Source organism: Streptomyces olivochromogenes (assembly GCF_021538895.1).
In the GTDB taxonomy this organism is placed as follows: Bacteria; Actinomycetota; Actinomycetes; order Streptomycetales; family Streptomycetaceae; genus Streptomyces; species Streptomyces olivochromogenes_A.
Map to the genome: position 1 here is coordinate 1 of NZ_JADDRL010000057.1, position 25,435 is coordinate 25,435.

The following is a 25,435-nucleotide window of genomic DNA, read 5'->3' on the forward strand; positions in this document are numbered from 1 at the left end:
GGTCGACCCGGACACCGGCCAGGTGATCGGCACGGACGGTTCGACGGGGGGCGGCGGCAGCGGCGGCGACGCGTATGCCGTGCCCGTCTCCACCTCCAAGGGCATCGGGGACGGCATGCAGCGCGCGCTGATGGCGCTGGCGGCCGTGCTGCTGCTGGTCATCACGGTCGGACCGCCGCTGCTGAACTCCCGGCTCCGCGCGAAGCGAGGGCGCTCATGAACGCCTCCCGCCGGTCGCTCGCCGGCCTGCTCATCGCCCTCGCCCTCGCGCTGACCGGCACCGCCGCGGCGGCCCCCCGGGCCGACAGCGGATCCAAAGCGGCGGTCACCGTCCCCGGCCACGGCCCCTACGCCAACCTGAAGGTGTCGGTCAGTCAGACCACCCATCTGGTCAACCAGGTGGTGAAGATCTCCTGGAAGGGCGCCACCCCCACCGTCTCGGACACCAACTACGCCGCCGACTACCTGCAGATCATGCAGTGCTGGGGGGACGCGGCCGACGGCCCCGACCCGGAGCAGTGCCAGTTCGGCGGTTCGTCCGCGCTCGGCGCCGGCGCGGGCAGCCAGGGAGCCGGTGCGTACACCAACACCCGGCAACTCACCTACGGTGGCCTGAAGGACCCGGCCCAGCAGCTCCCGCCGCCGACACCGACCGGCATCTCGTACATGCCCTTCCGCTCGGTGACCGGTGATGTGATCAAGACCGGCAACTGGAACGAGTTCTACGACGTCAACAGCACCAACGAAGTCCCCTACGCCCGCAGCGGTACCGACGGCACGGGCCAGGTGTACTTCGAGGTCCAGACGTCCCTGGAGGCGCCGGGCCTCGGCTGCGGCGCGGTGCCCGCGGGGAGGACGAACCCGGCCACCGGACGCAAGTGCTGGCTGGTCGTCGTGCCGCGCGGCGAGAACGAGGTCGACGGCAGCCCCTACCGGTCCCAGCCGAACGGCCTGCTGCAGTCCTCGCCGCTCAGCGCCACCAACTGGCAGCACCGCATCGTCGTACCGCTGAGCTTCGAGCCGATCGGCAACTTCTGCCCGATCGGCGCCGACGAGCGCAGCACCCTGGGCGACGAGACGGTCGCCGAGGCGGTCCTGCGCTGGCAGCCCGCCCTGTGCCAGACCGGGCGCAAGACCATCTACGGCTACGCCCAGGTGACCGACGACACCGCCCGCGCCAAGCTGGTCTCCGGCAGTCCCGGCATGGTCTTCCTCAACCGGCCGGCCATCGGAGACCAGGTGCCCGCGGGCCAGAAGCCCGTCTACGCTCCCATGACGCTGTCCGGCCTGACCATCGGCTTCTTCATCGAGAGCCGGGCGGGCTTCAACGCGCCCGGCCCCGTCAAGGCGCGCGACGGCACACGGCTCACCTCGCTCAACCTCACCCCGAGACTGGTGGCCAAGCTGCTCACCGAGTCGTACCAGGACGGGAACTCCCGCTTCGCGCCGAGCACTCAGAACAACCCGTTCAACCTGGCGCGCGACCCCGAGTTCCGAAAGTACAACCCCGACTACGCGGACCTGGACTTCGGTGGTTCCCTCGGTGACGCCATCGTGCCCGAGGCCCTGTCCGACGCCGCCTGGCAGTTGTGGAACTGGGTCGGGCAGGACCCGGCCGCCCGCGAGTTCCTCGACGGGACCGCCGACACCAAGGGACGCTACGGCGACGCCTCCTTCTCGGGAATGACGGTCAACCCGGCCTACAAGGGCATCAAGCTGCCCATCAACGACTTCCCCAAGAGCGACCCGTACTGCCAGCAGTTCCAGGACCACCCGGACAACCCGCTGTGCGTGCAGGACAAGCACCCGTACTCCTCCGACATGCACGGCGGCGCCAGGGCGGTCGCCCGCGGCGACACACTGGCCCGTACCACCTGGGACAACACCACCCTCCCGCCCGCCTACAAGAAGAACCCCCCGCAGCCCGCGGGCCAACGGGCCGTGCTCGCCGTGACCGACACGGCGACCGCGAGCCGCTACGGGCTGGTGACGGCGAAGCTGCAGAACGCGGCGGGCCGTTTCGTGGCCCCCACCAAGCCGGCGCTGCTGGCGGGTGAGGCGGCGATGAAGCCCAGCGGTGTCCCGGGAGTGCTGCAGAGCAACCCGAGGGCGAGGTCCGCGGGCGCCTATCCGCTGACCCTGCTCACCTATGCGGCGACCGTGCCGGAGAAGCTGACCAAGAACGAAGGCCAGGACCTCGCCACGCTCCTGAGGTTCGCGGTGGACAAGGGGCAGCAGCCGGGTGTGTCCGCGGGGACCCTCCCGGACGGGTACGCCTCGCTGCCGCAGGACCTGCGCCGGCAGACCGTCGCCGCGGCCGGCGCCATCTCGTCCAGGGCGGGAGCGAAGACCGGTTCCGGCTCCGGTGGCGCGAGCGGTGGTTCGGGCGGCGGCTCGGCCGGTGGTTCGGGTGGCCCGGGGTCGTCGAGCGGCGGTGGCACGTCGAGCGGCGGTGCGGGCGCCGGCGGGACCTCCGGCGGGCCGTCCGCGGGCGGTGCCGGAGCCTCGTCCAAGGCCCCGTCTTCCTCCCCGTCCGCGGGCGCGAAGCCGTCCGGCTCGCCGGCGCCCACGGCACCCGCCGCCAGCGGGACCCCCGCACTGCTCACTCCGCCCTGGGTGCTCGGCCTCGCGCGCTACACCCTCCTGATCGCCCTGGTCGTCGGGCTCGCCTCCGCCGTCAGCGGCCCCCTCCTGCCGAGGGTGGCACCACAGCTGGCGGCCGGTGTCGCGGCCTGGCGGGCGAGGGGCCTGACACCACGCGAGCGAGGGAGGTGATGCCCGTACCCGACCGATCGACAGGTCCGCGCCAACGAACTGTCTGACATGGGCGCCGGGCACCACCCGGCGCAAGCCTATCCGAGGGGTAAACCCGCGTGAACAGAAAGATAGCGATCGCCGCCGTCGGCGTCGCCGGCCTCCTCACCGGTACCGTCTGCGCCGGCGCCGCCGTCGCAGACCCGTCCGGTACTCCGACCTACCGACAGCTGTCCGGTGTGGGCTCCGACACCACCCAGGGCGTGATGAACGGCCTCGCCAACTCCATCACCATCAACGGCACCAAGGTCCTCGGTTCGTACGACGCCACCGGCTCGGCGAACATCACCACCAAGGACCCCGCCACCACGCCCGGCTGCACCATGACCCGGCCGAACGGCTCCAACGCCGGCCGCGCCGCCCTGCTGACCTCGCAGCAGGCGAACAACGGGTGCCTGGACTTCTCCCGGTCCTCCAGCCTCAACCTCTCGGCGGCGACCCCCGGCCTGACCTATGTCCCGTTCGCCGTGGACGCGGTCAGCTACGCGATCACGCCGACCAGCCAGGTGCCGCGCAAGCTCGCTCTGACCGACCTCAAGGCGATCTACCACTGCGACCCCAACTACGTGGGGACCGGGCCGAACTACAGCATGACCGTCTACCTGCCGCAGGCGGGTTCCGGCACGCGCTCCTTCTGGGAGTCCACGATGGGCATCACCGACGCCGACGTGGTCGCCGGCGTCTACCCGTGCATCAAGGACACCAAGAACGGCTCGCCCGTCGAGGAGCACGACGGACGCGTTCTCGACGACAAGTCGATCGCCCCGTTCTCCATCGCCCAGTACAACGCGCAGAGTTCGCAGACCATCGCGGACGTCCGCGGCCGGGCCATCCTCGGCACGATCGACGACGTCTCGCCGAACACCCTCAACGGCGGCTTCGGCGTGAAGCGCGACGTCTACAACGTGATCCCGACCAGCAAGATCGGCACGGCGCCCTGGAGCACCGTGTTCGTCGGGAACAACTCCCTCATCTGCCAGCAGAACAACGTGATCAACACGTACGGGTTCGCGACGAACCCGAACTGCGGCGACACCACCAAGCAGACCCCCTGACCCAGCCGGTCGAACCCCCCACGTTCGCAACCACCTTCGGCAACACCTTCGAAGAAGGAGAGCACAACCGTGTGGAAGTTCAGACTCTCGCGGGTCACGGCGGGCGGTCTCGCGGGCCTGGTGGCGCTGCTGACGGTCGGCCTGGTGGCCCCGTCGGCGTCCGCCGCTGACATCGGTACCGCCACCGTCACCCCGGCCACCGGCACCGACACCTCCAGCATGACCCTGACCACGTCGGGCGCCTGCCCGGCGAACGCCACCAACGTGATCGTGTCCGTGACCGGCACCGGTTTCCCGGCCGCCGGCCAGAACGTCGTCGGCAACTCGCCGATCAGCTCCTACGGCACGGACGCGGGCGGCGGCCTGATCATCCCGCTGACCCAGACCATGCGGGACTACGCCAACACGGCCGGCTTCACCACCCTGACGGGCAAGTACACCTTCCTCGTCACCTGCCGTACGGCGTTCAACGCCACCAGCCTCGGTGACTTCCCCGCGTCGGTCTGGTTCACGTCCAACACGACGTACCAGAACACCGACCCGTCCGCGAAGACGCCCACCACCACCTCCCTGGCGGTGAGCCCGGCGAGCCCCGTCACGACGGGCACGAACGTCACGCTGACCGCGACCGTGGCCCCGGCCGCCGCAGCGGGCACCGTGCAGTTCCGCGACAACGGCGCGGCGCTGGGCGCCCCGGTGACCGTGAACAACGGCACGGCCACCTTCAGCACCAGCACGCTGGGCGCGGGCCCGCACTCGCTGACCGCGGACTTCACGCCGACCGACCCGGCCTTCGCCGGGTCCTCCTCCAGCACGGTCGCCTACACCGTGAACCAGGCTCCGGCCCAGCCGACGACCACCGCGCTCGCCGTCTCCCCGGCCGGTACGGCGGCCCAGTTCAGCCCGGTCAACTTCACGGCCACCATCACGCCGAACGGCGCGGCCGGTTCCGTGAAGTTCCAGGACACCGTGGGCGCCACCACGACCACTCTGGCCACCGTGCCGGTCTCGGGCGGTCAGGCGACCTACAGCACCTCCAGCCTGCCCACCGGTGACCACTCCTTCTCCGCCACCTTCGTCCCGACGGACACCACCAAGTACACCGGGTCGTCCTCGGCCCAGGTCGCGTACGTGGTGGGCCCGTTCGCCGGCGTCACCGCCTCCGAGAACATCACCACCACCGTCAACTCGGGTGCGCTGGTCATCAGCGTGGACAACCCGAACGTCACCCTGCCGTCCCCGGTGCTGAACCCCACCGGCGACCTGCTGACCACCGCGGGCAAGATCAACCCGGTCACGCTGACCGACACCCGTGCCGGTAACCCCGGCTGGTCGGTGAGCGGCCAGGCGTCGGACTTCTCCGACGGCGGCACGCACACCATCAACGGCCAGAACCTCGGCTGGACCCCGAACGTGGTCGACAAGTCCGCCGGCCAGACCGCCGCGGCCGGTGCCGTCGTCGACCCGGCGAACGGTGTCGCGTCCGGTGACGCGGGCAACGCCGGTCTCAAGTCGTCCCGTTCACTGGCCACCGGCACGGGGCTCGGCACCGCCCACTTCGGCGCCGACCTCGCGCTCAAGGTGCCGACCTCGACCGTGGCCGGCACCTACACGGCCACGCTCACCCTGACGGCCATCTGACCCTCCCGGATGGCCTGGGGCGCCGTCGGCCCCCCGGCGTCGCCCCGAGAGTCCGGGGCGGGCCCCTTCCGCCCCGGACTCACCCCCGCTTCGCGGGGCGAGCCGTCCGCCCCGACTGCCTTTCGGGGCGGGCGGCCGTTCCTCCGTTCTGCCCGCGCTCGCGCCCGATCGGACGACTCGACATGATCAGCACGACAGTCCGCCGCCTCGCCGCCTTTCTCGCCGTCTGCGTCCTCGCCGTTCTCCCGGCCACCGCCGGCAGCGCTTCGGCCGCCGCGTCGACTCCGGCCGCCCGGCCGAGCGCCGCCCCGCACGGCCGCACCACCTTCGGCATCCAGCCGTCGGGGGCGAAGAAACCCGACCAGCGGCCGAACCTCTCCTACAGCGTGACCCCGGGCGCGGCCCTGCGGGACCACATCGCCGTCTGGAACTACGGCACCAAGCCGATCACGCTTCGGCTGTACGGGGGCGACGCCTTCATCACCGCCGACGGCGGCTTCGACGTGCTCGCGGCGGGCAAGAAGTCGACTGCCGTGGGCTCCTGGGTGAAGCTCGGCAAGGGAAAGGTGACGGTGCCCCGCCGCTCACGCGTCATCGTCCCGCTCACGCTGACCGTCCCGCGGAGCGCGACCCCCGGCGACCACGCGGGCGGCATCGTCGCCTCGCTCTCCGCCACGCGCACGGACGCCAAGGGCAACAAGGTCAGGGTCGACCAGCGCGTGGGCGCGCGCATCTACCTGCGGGTCTCCGGCAAGCTCACCCCGCGGCTCGCCGTCGACGGCCCGCACACCGACTACCACGGCACGCTCAACCCCTTCGGGACCGGGTCCGCGACGGTCACGTACACCGTGCGCAACACGGGCAACGTCCGGCTGGGCGCGCGCCAAGTGCTGCGCGTGAGCGACCTGTTCGGCGGCGGCGCCACCGTGCGGGGGCCGCGTGACATCGCCGAACTGCTGCCCGGCTCCGCCCTGACGTTCACCGCCTCCGCGACCGGCGTCCTGCCCACGGTGCGGGACACCGCGACGGTCACCGTCGACCCGGTCCCGGTACGCGGCGACGTCCCGCCCCCCGTCCGGCCCCGTGTCACCGCGGCCGCCGGCTTCTGGGCCGTGCCGTGGACTGTGCTGGGCCTGGTGCTGATCCTCCTCACCGCCGTGACGGTGAACCTCGTACGGCGTCGTCGGCGGCGCCGGGGCGCGGGCGCCGCGAACCGCCGTCCCGCCCCGGCCGGACCGAGCCGGGCCCCGGCCGGGCGCGCCACGGCGATGACCGCGGGCCTGGTCGCCGCGGCGATGGTGCTCGTCGGCGCGCCCTCCGCCCGGGCGGCGGACGCCGGGCAGCTCACGGTCTCTCCCGCGCACGGCAGCGACACCCAGCCCATCACCCTCACCGCGTCCGCGCCCTGCCCGACGGGGACGTCGAACGTCATCGCACGCGTCGCCGGTGCCGGATTTCCGCGCGGCGGCCAGATCGTCGTGGGCAACGCGCCCGTCGCCACGTACCCGAAGGCGCCCGGGGGAGGCTCGTCGATCCCGCTGATCTACACGATGCGGGACTACGCCACCACCGCCGGATTCCACACCCTGCGCGGCACCTACACCTTCACGCTCACCTGCCTCAAGGGGGCCTTCTCCCGTACGGGCCTGGGGGACTTCACCGGGTCGCTCCGCTTCGCCTCCGGCAAGGCCTACCGGGACGGTACGAAGGCCGAGGTGTCCGCGGCCGCGGGGGCGTCGTCGCAGCCGTCCGCGTCGGGTGGGCAGGGCGGTCCGGGCGCGTCGGCCGCGCCGGGCGGCGCCGCCTCGGGCAGCGGCGGGGCGGCACCGGCCACGCCGCCGAACGGGTCCGGGGCGCCCAACGGCGCTGCCGGTCTCACCAAGACGGTCGCCGAGGCTCCGGTCCAGCACTCGAACACCATGCTCATCGCATTCTCGTCGGTCGGATTCGTCGTCGCCTTCCTGGCCTTGCTCGTGGGCGCCGTCTTCTGGATGCGGGGCCGCCGGGCCCGCACCGTCCAGTCCGCATCGGGCGACTGAAACCCACACCAAAGCCAGAGGAGACATCAACGTGTCGATGAAACGCCTGTCCCGTCCGGCCGCCGCCGGACTCGGAACGCTGCTGCTGGCCTGCGGAACGGCGGGGCTGCTCGCCGTGCCCGGCGCGCACGCCGCCGCCGGCGGCAAGCTGGAGGTGGGCCCGGCCAAGGGCAAGGACACCGAGACCATGACGCTGACCTCGGCGGGCGCCTGCCCGTCGAACGCCACCAACCTGATCGTGTCGGTGACCGGCTCCGGCTTCCCGGCGGACGGCAAGGTCGTGGTGGGCAATTCACCGCTCGGCACCTACGGAACGACGCCCGCCGGCGGCTACGTCGTCCCGCTGACGGAGACGATGCGGGACTACGCGAACGAGGCGGGCTTCCAGAAGCTGCAGGGGCGCTACGACTTCACCCTGACGTGCCGTACCGCGTTCAACGGCACCAGCCTGGCCGACTTCACCGCGCCGATCTGGTTCACCTCCAACACCGACTATCAGAGCACCGACCCGAACGGCGGGTCCACGACCACCCCGTCCGCCTCGACGACGCACTCCGGGAGCGCGACGCCGTCGGACACGGCGACCCCGACGGACACCGCGGAGCCGACCGACACCGGGGAGCCGACCGACACGTCGGAGCCGACCGACACCGCCGCCCCCAGCGACTCGGCCACCACGGGTGACTCGGGCGGCAGCACCTCCGGCGGCGCCGGTGGTTCCGGCGGCTCCGAGGGCATCGGCACCAACGTCAACGGCGGCTCTGGTGGCGGCGGCGGATCCCTCGCCCACACCGGCGCCAACGCGGCCCTCCTCGGTTCCGCCGCCGCGGCGCTCGTCCTGGTGGGCGGCGTCCTCGTCCAGTCCGTACGCCGACGCCGGCTGCTGACCTTCGCCGACACCCCGCACCACGTCACCGACCGCTCGCACGACTGAGGCCAGGAGAAAAGACAAGCCATGATGTTCACTTCAGCGCGCCGCACACTCCCGGCCGGCATCGCCGCCGTACTTGTAGCCGGAGCGATAGGGCTCGGCGCGAGCGGAGCCGTGGCGGCTTCGCTCGGCACCCTGGACGTGAGTCCGGCCACCGGCACGGACACCACCGGGATGACCCTCACCACCTCGGCCGGGTGCCCCAGCCCGGCGACCAACCTCATCGTCTCGGTGACCGGTTCGGGATTCCCGGCGGACGGCCAGATCGTGGTGGGCAATTCACCGATCAGCGCCTACCAGACGTCCGTCGACGGCGGGATCGTGGTGCCGCTGACGCAGACCATGCGGGACTACGCGAACACGGCGGGCTTCACCACCCTGCAGGGACGCTACGACTTCACGCTGACCTGCCGGGGAGCCTTCGGCTCGACCACGTACGGCGACTTCGGCTCGCCGATCTGGTTCACCTCCAACACCGCCTACCAGAACACCGACCCGGCGGGGTCCGTGACCGCCACGACGACCACGCTCACGGCCGCTCCGGCGAGCCCGGTCGTCGAGGGCACGTCCGTCAAGCTCACCGCGACGGTCGCGCCGAACACTGCGGCCGGCACGGTGCAGTTCAAGGACGGCGCCCAGGCACTCGGCAGCCCGGTCCCCGTTTCCTCCGGAACGGCATCGTTGACCACAAGCGCCCTGGCCGTGGGCAGCCACTCGCTGACCGCCGAGTTCACACCGTCCGACGCCTCCGCCTACGCTCCCTCCACCTCGGCCGCGCTGCCCTACACCGTCAAGATCAAGGCGCCCCAGGTCGTCACGGCACCGAAGGTGACCGGCACGGTCAGGGTCGGCTCCACGGTGACGTGCAGCGCCACCTTCAGCGGCGCCACGTCCTACACCTACGCCTGGCTGCGTGACGGCACCGTGATCGGCGGCGCGACCGGGCGCACCCGCGGCCTCGTCGCCGCCGACTACCCGCACAAGATCGCCTGCCGGGTGACCGCCACCAACAGCACCGGCAGCACCACCGCGACCAGTCCCTCCGTGACCGTGGCCCTCGGCCCGGCCCTGAAGAACACGGTGCGTCCGTCGATCACCGGAACCCCGCGGGTCGGCAAGCGCCTCACCGCCAAGCCCGGCAGCTGGAACCCGACGGCCACGTCGTACGGCTACACATGGAAGCGCGACGGGCACGCGATCCGCGGCGCGACGCACTCCACGTACGTCCTCACCCGTGGGGACAAGCGCCACCTGATCACGGTGACCGTCGTCGCGAAGCGGGCCGGCTATGCCAACGGGACGATGACGTCCAAGTCGGTGAGGGTGGGATGACCTCGCCCGGCATCGTGGCGCAGGCTCCCTCCGACGGCGGGTCGCTCGACGACCTGTCGCGGGGGGAGCCCGCCCGGGTACGGCAGACCCGCTCGGCCGGCCCCGGGGTGCGTGTCCTCGGGGTCGCGCTGAGCATCCTCGGCGCGCTGCTTCTCGGATTCGTCCTGGATGTCGGCCCGTTGGGCGACCTCCGCCATGCCCGTGACCGGCAGGTCGACTACGCCGCCCTCCGGGGCGCCCTAGCCAACGGGGTCGCCCCCGTCGGCGGGGCGGTCCGGCCCGGCACGCCGGTGGCGGTGCTGGATGTCCCCGCGCTCCATCTGCGCGAGGTCGTCCGGGAGGGCACCACCGCGAAGGACCTGGCCCGGGGTCCGGGGCACCGCCGGGACACGCCGCTTCCGGGCCAGGCAGGGGTGAGTGTCGTCATGGGCCGCCAGACGACTTTCGGGGGCCCGTTCCTGCACCTGCGCGAGCTACGTCCGGGGCTGCAGTTCACGATGACCACGGGTCAGGGCAGGCACACCTTCCGGGTGATCGGTCTGCGCCGGGCCGGAGATCCGCAGCCGCCGGCCCCCGCGGCGGGCCACGGCCGCCTGACCCTGGTCACGGCGGACGGCACGCCCTTCATGCCCCGGGGCATACTGCGCGTCGACGCGGACCTGGTCTCGCAGGTCCAGGCGGCGGGGGCCCCGGGCGTGACTCCGGGCGCCCTGCCCGAGGACGAGACGCCGATGGGCGTCCAGCGCTCGGCCTGGCTGCCGTTGGTGCTGTGGGGACAGGCACTCCTGGCCGCGGCCGCGGCCGTCGCGTGGACCCACGCCCGCTGGGGCCGCCGGCCCACCTGGGTGGTCGGCGTGCCCCTGCTCGGCGCACTCGGCCTCACGGTCGCCGACCAGGCGGCACAGCTGCTGCCCAACCTGATGTGACACCCGATGTGACGCCGACCGAGGACTTGCCTTGACAGACCAGAGCAGTGCCACGGAGACCGAGACCACCCTTCCCCTCCCGCCGTACTCGGACGGCGCCGGAGCCACCCTGGACACCCGCCGGATCTCTGCCTGGTTCGGTGACCACAAGGTCCTCGACCGCGTGTCGCTGACCATGCCGGCCGGCCTGGTGACAGCTCTCATCGGCCCCTCCGGCTGCGGCAAGTCGACGTTCCTGCGGATCCTCAACCGCATGCACGAACTCATCCCGGCCGCCTCCCTGGCCGGTGAGGTGCTCCTGGACGGCGAGGACATCTACGCCCCTCGTCGCCGTCTGACCGAGACCCGGCGCCGGATAGGCATGGTCTTCCAGAAGCCGAATCCCTTCCCCGCGATGTCCATCTACGACAACGTCACCTCGGGCCTCAAGCTCACCGGCACGCATCTGCACGGCGCCGCCCGCGACGACCTCGTCGAGGAATGCCTCACCAAGGCGGGCCTGTGGCAGGAGGTGCGGACCCGGCTCCGCCAGCCCGGCGGCGCACTCTCCGGCGGCCAACAGCAACGCCTGTGCATCGCCCGCTCTTTGGCCGTACGCCCCAAGGTCCTGTTGATGGACGAGCCCTGCTCCGCCCTGGACCCGACCTCCACCCTCCGCATCGAGCAGACGATCCGCGAACTGGCCCGCGAGGTGACGATCGTGATCGTCACCCACAACATGCAGCAGGCCGCCCGCATCTCCGACCAGTGCGCATTCTTCCTGGCCGAACAGGGCACCCCCGGCGCCATCGTGGAACACGGCCCGACGTCCACGATGTTCTCCACCCCGTCCGACCCTCGCACGGCGGACTACGTGGAGGGCCGCTTCGGCTGAGTCGCCCCTACAGGGCGGCGATGGCGGGGCGCAGGAAATCCGTGGCGAGATTCGAGCGCATGAGTTCCCTGCCTGTCTCGGCACGGGAACGCCGCTCATCGGCATGCTCGACGTAGTGACGACAAGTGTCAGTAATCTTGGCGTAGTCGGTGAAAGCCAGACCGGCAGCGTACTGGGCTTCCTCTTCGGCGTCGCAGCCGTGCTCGGACACTACGAACCTGCCGTTGGCCAACAGGTAGGAAACCCTGACGATCTCAAAGATCTTGGCTTCGTAGAAGTGAACGTTCAGCACGACCTTTGCTCTGGCCATCAGCGCATCGCGCGCTTCGCCGTACAGGCCGAACCGAGCGACGGCGTTGAGCCCCTCCGAGGCAAGGTGCCGGATCGGAGCGAGGCGTCGTTCGTTCAATGAACCGATGAAGAGCACATCGATGTCCTCCTCGGCCGCTGATCGCATTTGCTCCAGCTCCGGAACATAGCCGATGGGGACATGTTGGACGCCGCCCACACCCATGCGCTCCAGTTCGGTGATGTTACGAGCGCTGTAGTCCCAGGTTTTGTGCTTCCGGAACAAATCCAGTAGACCCCGCGTGATCCAAGGGGAATCGGGGGAGACCTGATCCAGGTTGTACAGAATATGGTCCTCTGGAAAGAGATCGATCGGGTTCGGGTGATTTGCTAGAAGGTTGGATCCAAAAATGATGTGCCTGCGTCCGGGCAGTCGAGGGTCATGGGTCAGTACGCTGTCATGCCCAAGGCGCAACAGTGCCAAATGCACGGTTGTGGCGACCTCTTTGAAGGCTTCCCAGTGCTGATACCCTGCCGGGCGCAGAATGGTGACTGCGAATCGCACGAACCGCTCCTTCTGGGTAGCTCCATCGCCGACAACATAAGCTGCTTTTCGCCCTGGGGCGACTGGTCGATTGCAGTGTCAAGCTTCCTATCGGCGGTAATCCGATCCACCTTGAATTCGCGGGCAGCGGGTTATTGAGGCCGCGGTCGCCGATGTCCGGCTGGCGAGAATGGAGTTCGACGGGGCGAGCCAGGGGCTGACGACCGTCGGCCGGCGGCCCTCGGAGCCTCCTGCTGCAGAAGTGTGGGTCTTTGACGAGGACTTCGCGCGGGTGCTGCTGGTACATCACCGCTGGCGGGGTTGGGTTCCTCCGGGCGGGCGCGTTGAGCCGGGGGAAACGCCCCGAGAGGGAGCACGCCGCGAGCTCTTCGAGGAAACAGGCGTGGAGGCGGAGCTACTGCCACAACCTGCGGCGGCGACAGTGCGGTCCTATCGCCCGGAGTGGCCGGCGACTCTTGGACTGTCGTTCGTTGCGATCGTGGATGCCGCAACGCCGTTGGCCACGGAGCGTGGACAGCCGGCAGCCTGGACAGCCCTGGACGCGGACTGGGCCAGCTACTTCCCCGAGGACGCATCCCGCATCCGCCGACATGCGCGATGGCTGCGCGCGGCCTCCGGCCGTTGATGCGAAGCGTCCACCGAGCCCCTCTGGACCGGACTGCGTGTCTCCACGCGGACCGGCGTGAGACAACCTCCTGTTCGACCCGCCTCCGTTGCTGACCTGCCGACAAACTCAGGTGCCTGTCCCGGCCGGCGCTGTTACGGTTCCGCATCGTGGGTACGGACATCCATGGCGGCATCGAGTTTCGTCACCCCGGCGTCGACACCGACTACTACGAGGGCGAGCCGTGGGTGGCCGCCATGGATCTTTGGCCGCTGTACGACGAGACGGACTACGCGGCCTTCGGCTGTCTCTTCGGAGTGCGCAACTACGCGGGCTTTCAACCCCTCGCGCCAGAGCGTGGCCTTCCCGTCGATCTGTCGAGCGGGATGCGCGAGAAGTTGGGGAGGTGCGTTGCGGAGGGCGGCCTGTACGGCGCGAGCTGGGTCAGCTGGGCGGAGCTGGCATCTATGGATCTCGCGGCCGCGTCGCCCACGGATCTGCACAGCGCGACGGAACGTGTGGGGCGGAGCGCCGACGGAGTGATGTGCACATACGAACCGCGGACCGTCGGTACTGTCCTGGGTCCTGGAACGGACTGGCCGCATGTCTTCGCCGTGATGAAGGCTCTGGCAGGCCGCTTCGGTGACGACGGCGTCCGCCTGGTCGTGGCGTTCGACTGACCGGACAGAGCCTCCTCATTTCACACAACGCCCTGGTTGACCGCCGGGGCTGAGCCCGGCGGTCACGTCGGACGCCGTATTCGGACCGGGTCAGGCCGGCCGTCAGGCTCTCAGCCGCTCCCGGTCTCCCATCACCACGACGGGGTGAAGGCGGGGATCCAGGGTGTGCAGCAGGGTCTTCATCGCGGACTCGGGAACGGTGACACAGGCAGACGTGCCGTCGCCGTGGTCCAGGTGCAGCCATATGCCGCCACCCTTCTCCACTCCCTGGGGACGGCTCCAGTCGAACGGTGGGACACCCTTGAGCCGGTTGTAGTCGATGGCGATGACGTAGTCGAAGTCGTGGGCGTGCTCGTCGCCCTCCTCCGTCATGGACGCGAAGGCGTTGTCGTCGTACCAGTAGGGCAAGCGGCTGCCCGGATCACTAAGAGACCCTCCCGCATCCGTCAGCGAGAACGCACCGACGGGACTGCGCTCGTCATCCATGTGGTGGTCGGTCGTCCAGCCCAGCCTGCCGTTGTGTGCGGGCCAACTGCCCGCACGTTTCCAGGCCGTGGCCTTTTTCTCGTAGAGCACGACGGTGCTTTCGGCGGAGTCCCGGCCATCGCCATAGACGACCACCGCCTGGCGGGTGTCGGCCGGTACGCGCTTCCACATGCGGCTTCCGACGCCCGGAACGCGCGGGCCCGCTTCCGGTCCGGGGGAGCCGGGTGCCGCCGGGTTGTTGACACCCGGCGCGCCGACGCGGCTCGTGTGCTCGTCGGATCCGGCGCATGCCGAGGTGCCGGCCAGCAGGACACCGCAGGCAAGAGCCGCAGCAAGGGCAGGACGCGCGTCGCCGCGCCGCGTCGGCAGGGGACAGGGCCGTATGAGAGTAGATATCCGCATGATCAGGATCCTGTGGCGGGACGGCCCCGGCACGCATCCGGAGACGGCAACCGGCCTAACGGCCGCGCTGTGCCCGGCGCCATTGCCTCGGGGGCGACGTGGTCGGCCATTTCACAGGTCGTGCGATGATCGGGATCGTGAGCTTTGGCACGGGATCGGGTGCTGTGGCCCGCGGGGGCGATGGTCCTGGTGGGGCCGGGGTGGTGGTTCGTCAGGCACTGTTCGATCGGCTCCAGGGGTCGGCTCGGGTCACGGTCGTGTCCGCGCCCGCGGGGAGCGGCAAGACAGTGCTGCTGCGGTCCTGGGCAGGACAGGCGAACCTGGCGGGGCGAGCCGCGTGGGTCGGGGTGGGGGCCGATGAGCAGGATCCGCAGGGGTTCCGGTCGAGATCCGGACCTCACATCGCCCGCATGCCACGGCAGAACTCCGCGACGGACGACATGAAGTCCGCGCCGTGGTCGAATCTGACCCGCCGGACCGCCGTCGTGGTCGGCACTGTCAGCCGATGCGCGCTCCCGTGCCGCTGACCCGAACGCGCGGGTCACCCGTGCGCAGTGTCACCGTGAGTTCTCCGGGTCGGCCCAGGTCCTCGCCCTGGTGCAGGGTGAGGAGGGCGTCCTGGGGGACCAGGCCGAGCTCACGGGCGTACGCGCCGAACGCGGCGGCCGCGGCGCCGGTCGCCGGGTCTTCGACGACGCCGCCGACGGGGAACGGGTCACGGACATGGAAGACGGTGGCCGACTCCCGCCACACCAACTGGACGGTGGTCAGGTCCAAGCGGTGCATGAGGGCTTCGAGACGCGCGAAGTCGTACGCGAGATCAGCCAGACGCGCGCGTGTTGCCGCCGCGAGAACGAGGTGGCGGGCGCCGGCGAAGGCGATACGGGGCGGGAAGGCCGGGTCGAGGTCGGTGGCCGGCCAGTCGAGCGCGGCGAGCGCCTCTGCGAGGTCGGCGTCGGCGATGTCCTCGATGTGCGGCTCGACACTGGTGAGGGTGGCCTTGACCGTCCCGCCTTCCGCGACCACCTCCACCGGCACGGTGCCGACGGGCGTCGCGAACAGCAGCTTGCCGGGGCCCGTCCGCTCGGCGAGCGCGACGGCGGTGGCGACGGTGGCGTGCCCGCAGAACGGCACCTCGGCCTTGGGGCTGAAGTAGCGAATGCTGTAAGCCCGTTCCTCCTGGCCGCCGAGGCCCTCCGGGGGCGCGGTCAGGAACGCTGACTCCGAGTATCCGAGGTCGGCGGCGATGGCCAGCATGTCGCTGTCGTCCAGATCGGTGGCGTCCAGCACGACACCGGCGGGATTTCCGCCGTCGGGGGTGCTGGAGAAGGCGGTGTATCGGAGAACCTCGGGCCGCGGTGCGTTCGTCGTCATGATCGCGGTAACGCGGGGCGGGTGCACGGCTATTCCGGGGACGTCGACGGAGCCTACGGGTGTGACGAGCACGCCATCGAGGGCAGCCCGCCCGGCTGGGTGTGTCGCGGCCGTTCCCGGCCGGGCGGTCATTCTTCGCGAGCGGTCAGCCGACCGTGTCGAAGTACCAGTTCTGGTTGGGGTTGTAGTAGCAGTCCCAGAGCCGGGCGGGGGCGCCGTTGTCCGTGCGCCAGTCGGCGATCTCAAGGCACTTGTTCGCGGCGTAGGACCACTCCGGGTGGATCAGCCTCGGGGAGCCGGCGTTCGCGACCCAGGTCTGGTTGGCGCCGTAGTGGCAGTCCCACTGCCGGGCGGGGGCGCCGTTGTCCGTGCGCCAGTCGGCGATCTCAAGGCACTTGTCGCTCCACACGTTCTTGAGCCAGTAGACGTCGGAACGGTTGGTGTCATACACGTACCTCCACTGCTGGTTGGGCTTGCCCGTGCAGGGCCACTGGCGCACCGGTGCGCCGTTGTCCTTGCGCCAGTCGGCCACCTCCAGACACATGCCTTGGGCGTGCGCGGGTCTGATCTGGTAGACCGAGTTCGAGTCGTAGTAGGCCTGGGCAGGCGCCACGGACAGGCCGAACAGCGCGGCGAACGCGGTGACGAGTACGGCGAGGTAGCGGCGCACGGATGTGCGTGGGTTCAGCGACATGATTCCTCAGTGGATGAAGAGCCGTGTCATACGACCGGTTTCGTATGATCATTTTCCGACGCCGCATGATCGCATGCCAGGGCGCGTGTGGTGATGCCTTTTGATCAGCGCGGTGTGGCTCAACGTCCCGCAAAATTAGGCGTGTTGGCGGAACTGTTCCCTCCGGGACTTGCGTACTGCCCCAATGCCCTGGTCCGGCCTATGGCGAGGGCTGTCTGTTCGGGACCGAAGGGATGTTCATGTAGACGTCCTCTCGCTCGGGTGGTGCGGGTTTCCCGTGGGGCGACCTTGGGAGTGCGGTGACGTCGAGTGAAGGGGCGCGATGTCGGTGCCCGAGTGAACGTTCACGATTCTGCCCGAAATCGGGCAGGATTGGCGATGTTCGGCTTGGCTTTGTGCATCGGTTGCGGGCGTAGCGGCGGCGGGCGTCGGCGATCCACTGTTTCAGCGGGAGCCCGCGGGTATGGCCGGCCACCCGGTCCCGCCCGCTTCCCCGCCTCGGGCCCTTTCGGTGCCGGTAGCCGGTGCGGGTGCTCTGCGTTCGCCTCACCCGAACCGCGTAATCAAATGCGGCCGGTTTCGGTTGCAAGGTGTGGGATGGGCAGTGCAGGCAGACATGGCCTGCGCGGCCGTCCAGGCCGCAGCGTTTTCAGCATGGAGGATTGAAGCGTGGCGCAGGGAACAGTGAAGTGGTTCAACGCGGAGAAGGGCTACGGCTTTATCGCCCAGGACGGTGAGGGCCCGGACGTGTTCGTGCACTTCTCGGAGATCGAGGGAACCGGGTACCGGGGCCTGGAGGACAACCAGAGAGTGGAGTTCGAGATCACGCAGGGCCAGAAGGGTCCGCAAGCGTCACGGGTCCGGGTGATCTGATACGCGCTCTTTCTGTTGCCGCGTCGGCGCAGACTGCGAGGTCCCCTCATCACGGTTGTGGTGAGGGGACCTCGGTGCGACGGGCCGGAGGTGGCTAATCATTCGACGTGAGGCCGGGGTTGGTGGAGGATGCCCGGGATGACTGAGCGAACTGATACGCCTCCCACCTGGGATGAGCGCACACAGCTGACGACGTTTCTCGACTATGCCCGTGACACGGCGCGGGCCAAGTGTGAGGGGGTGTCCGCGGAGGACGCCCGCAAGGCCCCGTTGCCGGATTCACCGCTGATGACGATCTCTGGCCTGATCGGCCATCTGCGCTGGGTCGAGCATCACTGGGTGCAGGTGATGTTCCTGGGGGAGGAGTCTGTGGGGCCTCTCACCGAGGCCACGGACGAGGATCCGGATCCTGAGATGCGGCAGGCGGTCGACATTCCGTTGCCCCGTCTTCTTACCGAGTACGAGGAGCAGAGCGCCCACTATCGGCGCTTGCTGGCCGAGCACGACCTGAACGCGACCGCCAGCCGTCCCATCAGCGACGGCCGGCATGTGGATCTCCGCTGGATCATGCTGCACCTCATCGAGGAGATCTCGCGTCACAACGGTCACCTGGATATCGTCCGCGAGCTCGTCGATGGGCAGACCGGCGTCTAGGGTTCCACGGACTTCGCCGTTCCCGCTGGGCAGAGGCAGAGGCATGGCTTCGAGCCCAGCGGGCTGACTGTAGGTCAGGGGTGCCCTCGGGGGAGGGTGACCTCGCGGGTACCGCCGGGGAAGCCTCGCGCCGTGACCACCTCACGGGACATCTCACCGGACACCGGCAGGCCCGGCGGCGCTTCGCCCAGGTACGGCAGCTCCAGCTTCTCCCGGTACCGCGCGACCTCCGTCTCGTGCTGACGCTCCCGCGCCCGCGCCGGGCCGACGTAGCCCCCGAGGTCACCCCGGCCGCCGGCACGGCAAGCGCCCCTCTGCCACTTTTCATGTCGCCCACCGGCCCGTCGTCCGGGTCGGATGTCGCTCGGAACCGCTGAAGCTTGCTGCGAGTGGTCTGCGTCACTGTCGGGCTCGACACCGGATCCACTCGCCAGGCCGCCACCGGTGCTCATTCTGCTGGCCTCCTCCATCTCGGGTGGCAGCGTCGGTCCGCGCGGCAGTACGCCGCCACCAGCGCCCCCTGTCCGCCAACGGCTACCTGACTGGCCGTCAGTTGGAGCCTGCGGAGCCACCCTGAGGGCCCCCTCCGTTGGCAGCGGTGTGTGCCGTGTCACGGCCTGAAAGTGCTGTCCAAGTTGTCTTGGTCACAGCGTAAATGTCCCTTTGGCGTCCATGCTCGGTCCACCGACTTCCGAAGCGGAGCTCACCGGCATTCTCTTGGGCGCGAAGTCCCAAGTGGCCCAGGACACAGCACTCGTGCCGTCCTCCTAGCTCCCCCAAGAAAGGTGCGCATTATGGCCGCTTACCTCTGTCCTCCTGCCGTGATACACGGCAAGCACGCGGTGGAGACCAGCCAGATCGTGGCGGAGGTGCGCGACCGGCATCCGCATGCGGCGTGGGCGCCGCGGATCGACGGCATCGCGGCCAGTACGGGCATCCAGACCCGCGGGTGGATGCTGCCGCTGGAGACCGTCGTCGCGCCGGGCAAGGGCAGCGGCCTGCGGGATGTCGGCGTCGGGCCGGCCCAAGAGGCGCTGGCACGCGAGGGGTTCACCCAGCAGGACGTGGACCGCGTGATAGCCACCCTTGAGGCGATACCCGCGCCGCAGACCGTCCAGGAGCGCACCGCACCTGCCTGGGAGGCCGTGCAGTCCTACGGGGAGCAAGCGGCGCGCGGAGCCCTGCAGATCGCCGGGCTGGACGTCGCGGACGTCGACTGCCTGATCACCAGTCACTCCACCACCCCGGCGCTGCCGGGCCTGGACGTCGCCCTGGCCAACAAGCTTTCGCTCCGCAACGACGTGATGATGCTGCCGGCCACGCAGTGGGCCTGCATCGCGGGGACCCGCTCCCTGGCGCTGGCGGCGGAACTCGTGGCCGCGGACCCCGACCGAGTGGTCCTGGTCGTGATCTCGGAGGCGCTGAGCACGACCTACCAGCCCGCGGACGACACCCTTGAGTCCCTGATCGTCCGGCTGCTGTTCGCGGACACCGCGGCCGCCATGGTGGTCACCGGCCGCCAGAGGCGCGAGTCGGTGCTGCGACTGGACTCCGCCTGGCACCACACCCTGCCCGGCACCCAGGACCTGCACCGCCTGGAGACGCGGTCGGACGGCACCCACTTCGTGATGGACCGGCGCGGGCCGCGCGCCGTACAGGAGACGGTCACCGCGATGTGGGAGTGGCTGCGCGTCCGTTACCAGGACGACCCCGAGTCCTGGCACCCCGACGTGCTGCTCGCGCACCCCGGCGGCACCCGGGTGCTGGAGTACATGGAGCAGACGATGCCCGAAGCGTGGCCGTCGGGGCTGCTGAACTACAGCCGGGACAGCTACACCACCGGCAACCGCGGGGGCGCCGCCGTGTTCGACATCATGCGGCGGGCGCACGACGCCGGGCAGAAGTCAGGCAGCCGCGCCGTCCTGTACGCGGCGGCACCGGGCCTCAGCGCCACCGCCCTGGAGGGGGAGTGGCTGTAGTACGAGGCCGTCTCACCCGTATCGGCAAACCGCGCTGCTGATACCGGCAAACGAGCCACCCGCATCACCGGAGTCGACACCGGCACCGCTGAGGGCGCTGCCGGTGGCGCCGGCCGACGGGCGCGCCGCCCGTACCCTCGCCGTGCTCCCACGCGTCGGCGAGGGCCCGCCCCGTGGCCGCGTCACCTCGCGACTTCCGCCCAGACCACCTTGCCGGTGTCCGTCCACCGCACCCCCCACCGGGTGGTGAGCCTGTGCACGATGTACAGGCCACGACCGCGGTCGTCGAGGAGGCTGCCCCGGCTCAGGCGCGGCCTGCCGTTGCCGGTGTCGCCCACCTCGCACAGCAGTCCGTGACCGGCCCTGATCAGCCGTACCGTGACAGGACCGGTGGCGAAGCTCACCGCGTTGGTGACCAGCTCGCTGATCAGCAGCGACACGTTGTCCACGGTGTCGTCCCTGGTGTGCCATTGCCGCAGCAGCGCGGAGACCAGCGCGCGGGCACGGGCGGGCGCGTCGTCGCGGGCGGGCAGCCGCCAGGTCGCGGTGTCCGCCTTGCGGTAACCGATCATGCGCGCGAGCAGCAGGGTCACGTCGTCGCGCTGGTGCACGGGCGCCAGCGTGGAGACGACGCGCCGTGCGGCCTGCTGCAGGGTGTCCCAGGGGTGCACCGCGGACACGGCGTCCGCCAGCCTGCCGATACCCTCGTCGATCGACTCGGCCGGATCCTCCACCAGGCCGTCGGTGTAGAGGGCGAGCAGGGAGCCCGGGGGTGCGTCGAACCTGTGCACGTCGAACGGCTCCCGCAGCGCGAACTCGGCGCCCAGGCCGGGATGCGGGCGGACCGCGAGCGGGCCCGCGTGCCCGTCAGGGGACACCAGGACCGGGGGGAGGTGGCCGGCGCTGGACAGCGCCACGTGGTGGCTGACCGGGTCGTACAGGACGATGCAGCAGGTCGACCCGAGGGCGCTGTAGCCGGCCGCCAGCCCGGACTCCGCGTCGTCCAGCAGCGTCACGGTCTCGTCCAGGTGCTGCAGCACCTCGTCGGGCGCCAGCCCCGCGGACAGCAGCGCGCGGGCCTCCATGCTCAGCTGGCCCATGGTCGCCGAGGCTCCCAGGCCGTGCCCGACGACGTCACCGACCACCAGCGCGGTACGGCCGTCCGGCAGCGGAAAGCTGTTCACCCAGTCGCCGCCGACGCCCGCGCTGTCGGGGGTGGCGGGCTGGTAGACGCTGGCGATCTCGATGGTGTCGCCGCCGGTCCGGGGCAGCAGCCGGCGCTGCAGGGCCAGCACCTGCGTGTGCTCGCGCTGGTGCTGACGGGCCAGGTCGACGTGATGAACGGTCCTGGCCACCAATTCCTGCAGGTCGTACAGCTCGCTGTCGCGGAAGGGGTGGTCCGCCCGCCGCCAGACCTCCGCCACGCCCAGCACGACGGGCGGCGGGCCGTCCAGGACCAGCGGTATGCACGCCACACCCGCCGACCGGTCGCCGGGCACCAGGGCACGCACCACCCGCGGACTGCCGAGTACCCGCTCGACCGCCTCCCGGTCGGGCATCACGATGGCCTGCGGGGCATCGTCCCGCCGTACCGCCTGCGACAGCAGACGACTCGCGTCGCTGGGAAGATCGTCGCCCGGAGTCACGTAGCCCTCGGGCCACGCCCGGTCCGGCACCAGGGCCGCTCGCCGTAGCCGGATGCGCCCCAGCGTCTGCTCGGTGACTCCCTCGCCCGTCCACACGGCGAAGTCGAGGTCGACGGCGGCCACGTCTCCCCAGGCCAGCAGGGACTCCGCCAGCGACTGCGCGGTCTCGCCGATGTCCAGCGAGGTGCCGATCGCGGTCTCGGCGGCGTACAGGTGCAGCCTCTTGGCCATGGCGATCACGGAGACGGTCAGGCCTTCCTGAGGCACCGCGGCGGGCAGGATGCTCAGCGAGACCACCAGCTCCGACCCGTCGCTGCGCCGCAGGCGCTGGATCCGGGCGACGTGCGCCTCACCGGTCTCCAGCACCTGCCGCAACCGCCGGGTGATCGTCGGTACGTCCCCGGGAGGCAGGAGATCGACGAAAGGGCTCCCGATCTTGGCGTCCAGACCCGCGAACACGGGCGCGTCCAGGTTGCAACGGGTGATTCTCAGATCCCTGTCCAGGTTGACCGCGCCGAGAATCTGCTCCTGACGGCCCGCTGCCGCCGTGTCGGGTACGCGCGGACCGGTGGTGCGGTCGCCCTCCGCGTCGGCGGGGCCGGCGGCCGCTGCCGCTTTGCCGCTCGGGATGTAGCGCCCCAGAGCGCCGCTCACCAGCTCGAACGGCGAAGAAGACGAAGGGGAGGGTGTGGAGTCCATGCGGCTCTCTCAGCAATCCCCGGCGCAGCGCCGGGGCCGTACCCGGATCCGTCCGACGGGCCCGAGATCCCTGACGACACACCTCATTGAATAACACCGGGAGTCGCTTCGCCCACATCAGCGGATCACGCGGCGAACGCGGACAGTGAGGGACACCGGGACCGTCGGGGGCGCCTTCGGCTCCGGTGAGGTCCCGGTACGTCCCCGTACCCGGTGTCCTGGCCTTCGCTCTCTGCGCATGAGTGCCGGCGGTGATGTCTGGACGGCCCGGCTCACGCCGCTGGATAGGGTCGGGACGTGGACCGCAGCAGCAGAGAGTCGGACGACGCGCTCGCCGGGGAAGCGCGGGGCGAGCTGTCGCCCCGGGTGGCCCGGGCGCTGTGGTGGGGGTCGGCCGGTCTGGTGCTCGCCGTCCTGGGCGCCTCGGTGCTCGTCGCCGGCACGGACCACGGCCGGCGCCTGCCCGTGGCCCTGGCCCTGGTCCTCGCGCAGGTCTGCGCCCTCAGGTGGCAGGCGCGCGCCCCGGTCGCCGTACTCGCCGCGAACGTGGCGACGGGCCTCGCGGTGTGGGCGCTGCTGCCCGTGGTGACCTTGACGGGGGCGCTGCTCGCCGCGCAGGTCACGTTGTGCGTGCTGTCGGCCACCAGGCCGCGGCGGGTGTCGGCGTGGGCGCTCGCGGCGATGTGCCTACCGGCGCCGCTCGCGTTCGTGGCAGGTGGCCCCGCGGGCCTCGCGGTCTACCTGCTGACGGTGGTCCTGGCGTGGACCGCGGGGCAGTGGCGCAGGGCGCAGCAAGCACGTACCAGGGCGGAGACGCGCCGGGCCGTGGTGGAGGAGCGCGCGCGGATCGCGCGCGAGGTCCACGACGTCGTCGCGCACACCCTCTCGGTGATGGTCATCCAGGCGGGCGCCGCCGACGACGTGTTCACCGAACGGCCCGAACAGGCACGTCAGGCGCTCCGGGCCATCGAGACGGGCGCCCGCTCCGCGCTAGGTGAACTGCGCCTGCTGCTGCGTGCGTTCCGGCCCGACGAGGGGGAGGACGGGGCAGGGGAGCAGCGCGCGCCAGGGCCTTCCCTCGCGCGTCTGGACGAGCTGGCCGACACCGTGCGCGCGACCGGGATGACCGTGCACGTGCACCGCGAGGGCGCCACCGAGGGGCTGTCGGCCGCGGTGGATCTGGCGGCTTACCGGATCGTCCAGGAGGCCCTCACCAACACACTGCGCCATGCGCCGGGCGCCGACGAGGTGAGCGTGCGCGTGACGACGGAGCAGGAGTGCGTGCAGGTCACGGTGATCGACAACGGGCTTACGTCACAGGGTCGTTCGGTCGCTGCGGGAGCGGGACGCGGACTGGTGGGGATGAAGGAGCGCGCACGGCTCGTGGGCGGCAGCCTGCGCGCCGGTCCGCTGCCCGGAGGCGGGTTCGAGGTGGCGGCACGGCTGCCGGTGGAGCGCGCGTCATGACGCTGCGCGTGGTGGTGGCCGACGACCAGGCCCTCGTCCGTACCGGATTCCGCATGATCATCGACGCCCGGGACGATCTAGAAGTGGTCGGTGAGGCGTCCGACGGCCAGGAGGCGGTGCGGCTGACGCGTGAACTGGTTCCCGACGTGGTGCTGATGGACGTACGCATGCCCGTCCTGGACGGCATCGAGGCGACGCGGCAGATCGCGGAGTGCGGTAGTCGGGCCCGGGTGCTCGTGCTGACCACGTGGGACGTGGACGTGCACGTCGTCGCCGCACTGAGGGCCGGGGCGAGCGGCTTCCTGCTGAAGGACATGCGCCCCGCCGAACTCGTCGACGCGATCCGTCTCACCGCGCGCGGCGACGCGCTGCTGGCGCCGACCGTGCTGAGCCGCGTCCTCGACCGGTTCCTGCGCACCACACCCGACCCGGCACCACCGCCCTCCCTGCGGGACCTCTCCGGCCGCGAGCGGGAGGTGCTCACCCTCATCGGGCAGGCGCTGTCGAACGCGGAGATCGCCGAGCGGCTGCGCCTGTCGGAGGCCACCGTCAAGAACCACGTCACCGCCGTGCTGCGCAAACTGGGCCTGCGTGACCGCGTCCAGGCGGTCGTCGCCGCCTACGACCACGGCCTCGTACAACCACGCCGCCCCTGACGTCCACCGCCTCCTCCTCAAGGAGGAGGCCGGGCCGCGATCCTCCTGCGCTCCCAGTGCCGGACCGCTCCCGCGGCCGATCCGTGGCCGGGATGGCCGGCCATAGCGTCGAGGTGTGAACGACGACCTCGCCTGCCTGATGTATCTGCTCGCCCACGACGACGCGGCAGAAGGCCCGTACGACCGTTCCCGCGCGGAGCTGCTGATCCGCGCTGCCGCCCTGGTCGACCTCGCGTTGCGCGGCCGGCTGGGGGAGGACGACGGCACGGTCACCGTGTCCGGCACCCGGCCGACCGGCGACCCCGTCCTGGACGGCGTGCTGCGCGACGCCGCCGCCGGGCACGGCTGGAAGCACCTCATGCGCAGCCACCGCAAGCGGACCCTGACGGAGGTGGAGGACCGGCTCGCCGCGGCGGGCCTCCTCACCGTGAAGGCCCCCCGCACCCGCTTCGGCAAACGGCGGCTGACCGTGACGGACCGCGCCGTTCCCGCGGCCCTGCACGCGCGCGTGTCCGCGGCGCTGCAGGGGGACGGCCCCGTTCGTGAGATTCCCGTCGCCAACGCAGCACTGCTCGCGCTGGCCGCCGCGGGCGGCGTTCACCCGGTCGTCTCCCGGCAGGACCACAAGACCTTCCGGGCCCGCATCGACGCCTGCACGGGGACTCTCGCCGCCCTCGGGCCCGGCCTGGAGAAAGCTGTACGCGCGCTGCCGACCACCATGATCGCCGCGCAGGGCGGCATGGGCGGCAGCTGACC

At 70.8% G+C, this 25,435-nt stretch carries 22 protein-coding genes; 17 read left to right on the forward strand and 5 right to left on the reverse strand.

The features are described from left to right. From IPZ69_RS26490 to IPZ69_RS26530, 9 genes are all read left to right on the forward strand, one after another. The coding region (locus tag IPZ69_RS26490) for a hypothetical protein (protein WP_374293935.1) at window positions 1–220 on the forward strand (220 nt) is incomplete at its 5' end. Next, window positions 217–2,775 (forward strand): hypothetical protein, encoded by a 2,559-nt coding sequence (locus tag IPZ69_RS26495; RefSeq protein WP_235457006.1) that lies wholly within the window; start codon window positions 217–219, stop codon window positions 2,773–2,775. The genes IPZ69_RS26490 and IPZ69_RS26495, both read left to right, overlap by 4 nt. 98 nt (window positions 2,776–2,873) lie before the next feature. Further along, the gene (locus IPZ69_RS26500) at window positions 2,874–3,869 is read left to right on the forward strand and encodes a substrate-binding domain-containing protein (protein ID WP_235457007.1); all 996 of its coding nucleotides are present in this window, start codon (window positions 2,874–2,876) and stop codon (window positions 3,867–3,869) included. A 69-nt stretch (window positions 3,870–3,938) separates the two neighbouring features. After that, window positions 3,939–5,510, forward strand: a complete 1,572-nt coding sequence (locus IPZ69_RS26505) for an Ig-like domain-containing protein (RefSeq protein ID WP_235457009.1) — start codon at window positions 3,939–3,941, stop codon at window positions 5,508–5,510. A 182-nt stretch (window positions 5,511–5,692) separates the two neighbouring features. Continuing rightward, the gene (locus IPZ69_RS26510; RefSeq protein WP_235457010.1) at window positions 5,693–7,549 is read left to right on the forward strand and encodes a DUF916 domain-containing protein; all 1,857 of its coding nucleotides are present in this window, start codon (window positions 5,693–5,695) and stop codon (window positions 7,547–7,549) included. Between the two features lie 31 nt (window positions 7,550–7,580). Further along, the gene (locus tag IPZ69_RS26515; protein ID WP_235457011.1) at window positions 7,581–8,483 is read left to right on the forward strand and encodes a hypothetical protein; all 903 of its coding nucleotides are present in this window, start codon (window positions 7,581–7,583) and stop codon (window positions 8,481–8,483) included. Between the two features lie 21 nt (window positions 8,484–8,504). Next, a complete protein-coding gene (locus tag IPZ69_RS26520) occupies window positions 8,505–9,812 on the forward strand; it encodes an Ig-like domain repeat protein (RefSeq protein WP_235457012.1) in 1,308 nt (435 codons plus the stop codon). Then, window positions 9,809–10,738 carry a sortase domain-containing protein gene (locus IPZ69_RS26525; RefSeq protein WP_235457013.1) on the forward strand — a complete coding sequence of 310 codons (930 nt, stop codon included), beginning with the start codon at window positions 9,809–9,811 and terminating at the stop codon, window positions 10,736–10,738. The genes IPZ69_RS26520 and IPZ69_RS26525 overlap by 4 nt, the downstream gene beginning before the upstream one ends. 109 nt (window positions 10,739–10,847) lie before the next feature. Continuing rightward, window positions 10,848–11,612, forward strand: coding sequence for a phosphate ABC transporter ATP-binding protein (locus tag IPZ69_RS26530; RefSeq protein ID WP_235457067.1), 765 nt, complete (start codon window positions 10,848–10,850; stop codon window positions 11,610–11,612). A gap of 7 nt (window positions 11,613–11,619) precedes the next feature. Here IPZ69_RS26530 and IPZ69_RS26535 read toward each other — a convergent pair whose 3' ends face one another. Then, window positions 11,620–12,465, reverse strand: coding sequence for a hypothetical protein (locus tag IPZ69_RS26535; RefSeq protein WP_235457014.1), 846 nt, complete (start codon window positions 12,463–12,465; stop codon window positions 11,620–11,622). 169 nt (window positions 12,466–12,634) lie between these two features. Between IPZ69_RS26535 and IPZ69_RS26540 the strand changes: the two genes are divergently transcribed. Further along, window positions 12,635–13,090, forward strand: a complete 456-nt coding sequence (locus IPZ69_RS26540; RefSeq protein WP_235457015.1) for an NUDIX hydrolase — start codon at window positions 12,635–12,637, stop codon at window positions 13,088–13,090. Window positions 13,091–13,239: 149 nt separating this feature from the next. Further along, a complete protein-coding gene (locus IPZ69_RS26545) occupies window positions 13,240–13,749 on the forward strand; it encodes a hypothetical protein (protein ID WP_235457016.1) in 510 nt (169 codons plus the stop codon). 102 nt (window positions 13,750–13,851) lie between these two features. On the opposite strand, the gene IPZ69_RS26550 is transcribed toward IPZ69_RS26545, so the two are convergent. From IPZ69_RS26550 to IPZ69_RS26560, 3 genes are all read right to left on the reverse strand, one after another. Next, window positions 13,852–14,406 carry a L,D-transpeptidase family protein gene (locus IPZ69_RS26550; RefSeq protein ID WP_235457017.1) on the reverse strand — a complete coding sequence of 185 codons (555 nt, stop codon included), beginning with the start codon at window positions 14,404–14,406 and terminating at the stop codon, window positions 13,852–13,854. Between the two features lie 729 nt (window positions 14,407–15,135). Continuing rightward, window positions 15,136–16,011, reverse strand: coding sequence for a PhzF family phenazine biosynthesis isomerase (locus IPZ69_RS26555; protein ID WP_235457018.1), 876 nt, complete (start codon window positions 16,009–16,011; stop codon window positions 15,136–15,138). A gap of 145 nt (window positions 16,012–16,156) precedes the next feature. After that, on the reverse strand, window positions 16,157–16,705 hold the full coding sequence (locus IPZ69_RS26560; RefSeq protein WP_235457020.1) for an RICIN domain-containing protein: 549 nt from the start codon (window positions 16,703–16,705) through the stop codon (window positions 16,157–16,159). 669 nt (window positions 16,706–17,374) lie between these two features. On the opposite strand from IPZ69_RS26560, the gene IPZ69_RS26565 reads away from it, so the two are divergent. The 3 genes from IPZ69_RS26565 to IPZ69_RS26575 all read left to right on the forward strand — a co-directional run bounded on the left by IPZ69_RS26565 (window position 17,375) and on the right by IPZ69_RS26575 (window position 20,211). Next, complete coding sequence (locus tag IPZ69_RS26565; protein WP_235457021.1) at window positions 17,375–17,578, forward strand: cold-shock protein; 204 nt, start codon at window positions 17,375–17,377, stop codon at window positions 17,576–17,578. Window positions 17,579–17,716: 138 nt separating this feature from the next. Beyond that, window positions 17,717–18,232, forward strand: coding sequence for a DinB family protein (locus tag IPZ69_RS26570; protein ID WP_235457022.1), 516 nt, complete (start codon window positions 17,717–17,719; stop codon window positions 18,230–18,232). Window positions 18,233–19,026: 794 nt separating this feature from the next. Further along, window positions 19,027–20,211, forward strand: coding sequence for a type III polyketide synthase (locus IPZ69_RS26575; RefSeq protein ID WP_235457023.1), 1,185 nt, complete (start codon window positions 19,027–19,029; stop codon window positions 20,209–20,211). 182 nt (window positions 20,212–20,393) lie between these two features. Here the strand turns inward: IPZ69_RS26575 and IPZ69_RS26580 are convergent, their stop codons facing one another. Further along, window positions 20,394–22,556, reverse strand: coding sequence for an ATP-binding SpoIIE family protein phosphatase (locus IPZ69_RS26580; protein ID WP_235457024.1), 2,163 nt, complete (start codon window positions 22,554–22,556; stop codon window positions 20,394–20,396). A gap of 297 nt (window positions 22,557–22,853) precedes the next feature. Here IPZ69_RS26580 and IPZ69_RS26585 point away from each other — a divergent pair, with 297 nt between their 5' ends. The 3 genes from IPZ69_RS26585 (at window position 22,854) to IPZ69_RS26595 (ending at window position 25,433) form a co-directional block, all read left to right on the forward strand. Continuing rightward, the gene (locus IPZ69_RS26585) at window positions 22,854–24,023 is read left to right on the forward strand and encodes a sensor histidine kinase (RefSeq protein ID WP_235457025.1); all 1,170 of its coding nucleotides are present in this window, start codon (window positions 22,854–22,856) and stop codon (window positions 24,021–24,023) included. Beyond that, window positions 24,020–24,679, forward strand: a complete 660-nt coding sequence (locus IPZ69_RS26590) for a response regulator (RefSeq protein WP_235457026.1) — start codon at window positions 24,020–24,022, stop codon at window positions 24,677–24,679. The genes IPZ69_RS26585 and IPZ69_RS26590 overlap by 4 nt, the downstream gene beginning before the upstream one ends. Before the next feature lie 115 nt (window positions 24,680–24,794). Further along, the gene (locus tag IPZ69_RS26595) at window positions 24,795–25,433 is read left to right on the forward strand and encodes a GOLPH3/VPS74 family protein (protein WP_235457028.1); all 639 of its coding nucleotides are present in this window, start codon (window positions 24,795–24,797) and stop codon (window positions 25,431–25,433) included. The last annotated feature ends 2 nt before the right edge of the window (window positions 25,434–25,435 follow it).

Excerpts from the sequence above, each read along its gene's own strand:
- IPZ69_RS26550 (WP_235457017.1), bottom strand. The coding sequence starts at position 14,406 with ATGTGGAAGCGCGTACCGGCCGACACCCGCCAGGCGGTGGTCGTCTAT.
- IPZ69_RS26555 (WP_235457018.1), bottom strand. The coding sequence starts at position 16,011 with ATGACGACGAACGCACCGCGGCCCGAGGTTCTCCGATACACCGCCTTC.
- IPZ69_RS26540 (WP_235457015.1), top strand. The coding sequence starts at position 12,635 with ATGGAGTTCGACGGGGCGAGCCAGGGGCTGACGACCGTCGGCCGGCGG.
- IPZ69_RS26590 (WP_235457026.1), top strand. The coding sequence starts at position 24,020 with ATGACGCTGCGCGTGGTGGTGGCCGACGACCAGGCCCTCGTCCGTACC.
- IPZ69_RS26575 (WP_235457023.1), top strand. The coding sequence starts at position 19,027 with ATGGCCGCTTACCTCTGTCCTCCTGCCGTGATACACGGCAAGCACGCG.
- IPZ69_RS26510 (WP_235457010.1), top strand. The coding sequence starts at position 5,693 with ATGATCAGCACGACAGTCCGCCGCCTCGCCGCCTTTCTCGCCGTCTGC.
- IPZ69_RS26570 (WP_235457022.1), top strand. The coding sequence starts at position 17,717 with ATGACTGAGCGAACTGATACGCCTCCCACCTGGGATGAGCGCACACAG.
- IPZ69_RS26525 (WP_235457013.1), top strand. The coding sequence starts at position 9,809 with ATGACCTCGCCCGGCATCGTGGCGCAGGCTCCCTCCGACGGCGGGTCG.
- IPZ69_RS26520 (WP_235457012.1), top strand. The coding sequence starts at position 8,505 with ATGATGTTCACTTCAGCGCGCCGCACACTCCCGGCCGGCATCGCCGCC.
- IPZ69_RS26560 (WP_235457020.1), bottom strand. The coding sequence starts at position 16,705 with ATGTCGCTGAACCCACGCACATCCGTGCGCCGCTACCTCGCCGTACTC.
- IPZ69_RS26580 (WP_235457024.1), bottom strand. The coding sequence starts at position 22,556 with ATGGACTCCACACCCTCCCCTTCGTCTTCTTCGCCGTTCGAGCTGGTG.
- IPZ69_RS26495 (WP_235457006.1), top strand. The coding sequence starts at position 217 with ATGAACGCCTCCCGCCGGTCGCTCGCCGGCCTGCTCATCGCCCTCGCC.